The organism is Mesorhizobium sp. M0062 (assembly GCF_040323125.1).
In the GTDB taxonomy this organism is placed as follows: Bacteria; Pseudomonadota; Alphaproteobacteria; order Rhizobiales; family Rhizobiaceae; genus Mesorhizobium.
Genome location: NZ_JAMYUO010000062.1, coordinates 1 through 1,153 on the forward strand (window position 1 = coordinate 1; position 1,153 = coordinate 1,153).

1 protein-coding gene is annotated in these 1,153 nt (G+C 58.3%); it reads right to left on the minus strand.

What is annotated here, in order from left to right:
- Positions 1–28: 28 nt before the first annotated feature.
- Positions 29–1,153, minus strand: a 1,125-nt coding sequence (locus NKJ64_RS30425) for a helix-turn-helix domain-containing protein (protein ID WP_352463828.1), incomplete at its 5' end; no start/stop codon positions are given.

Consider the following 1,153-nt stretch of genomic DNA (forward strand, 5'->3'; position numbering starts at 1 on the left):
GGTCCATTCCGGACACATAGGTTACGGTTTATATCGGAGACATGGGTAACACTTTTGGCCCGAAGGGGTTTTGGAGTGGTTCGAGCCTGCATGTCTCATCATCGAAGTAGCCCAAATCATAATCCATGAAGGAAGCCAGCCAGATATGGTCCTCGACCTGTTTGATGCCGACGGTCTGGCCGGCAAAGACGAGGCTGAGGTTGATCTTCTTGCGATTGTAGCAGATGCGGCCGCAGGTGGTGACGGTGACGGCCTTGTCGTGAAACGGATAATCGAGATCCGGCAGGCCGGCATAGATGCGCGGTGACGGCGTGTAGCGCTCGGCTGGACAGGCCATGTCGAGCGCCTGATGTGGGCGTTCTGAGTTGAACTCATTGATGAAGTCATCGAACCTGGCCTGCTGCTGCAGGAAATTGGAGCCAGCCGGTTTGGTGGTTTCCTTCTTGAGAGTCAGGTGCATGCGCTCATGGCGCCCGTTCTGCTGCGGACAGCCCGGCTGGATGCGCTCGATGTCGATGCCCAGGCGCAGCCACCAGACCGACAGTTTGCTGAGATTGAACAGCGCGTTTGGGCTGGCAAAGGGAACGCCATTGTCGGTCCTGATGGCGCTGGGCAGGCCGAACTCTTTGAAAACGCTCTCGAACACCGTGAAGGCATAGGCTTCCTTGGTAGTCGACAACGCCTCGCAGGCGATGAGATAGCGGCTGGCGAAGTCGGTGATCGTCAGCGGATAGCAATAGCGCCGATCGGCGAGCATGAACTCGCCTTTGTAGTCGGCACACCACAGATCGTTGGGCCGATAGCCGTTTGAAAGTGGTGTTCCCATCGCCCTGTTGCGCCTTCGCTTGCGGCGCTCGACCAGGCCATGGCTGTCGAGAACCGCATGCACCGTCGAGATCGCAGGCCGGTGAACGTCAGGATACAGCCGGGCCAACCGTTCGCGTATCTTTGGCGCACCCCAGGTCGGCTTGTCTTGCTTGAGGCGCACAATCAGCTTCTCGATTTGAAACGGAAGCTGATTGGCGTGGCGGTAGGGTCGGCGTGATCGATCCGTCAGCCCCTCAAGGCCACTGTCATTGTAGCGTGTGAGGATCTTGTAGCCGGTCTTGCGCGAGATATCGAACTCACGGCAAAGCACCGCCATCTTCTCGCC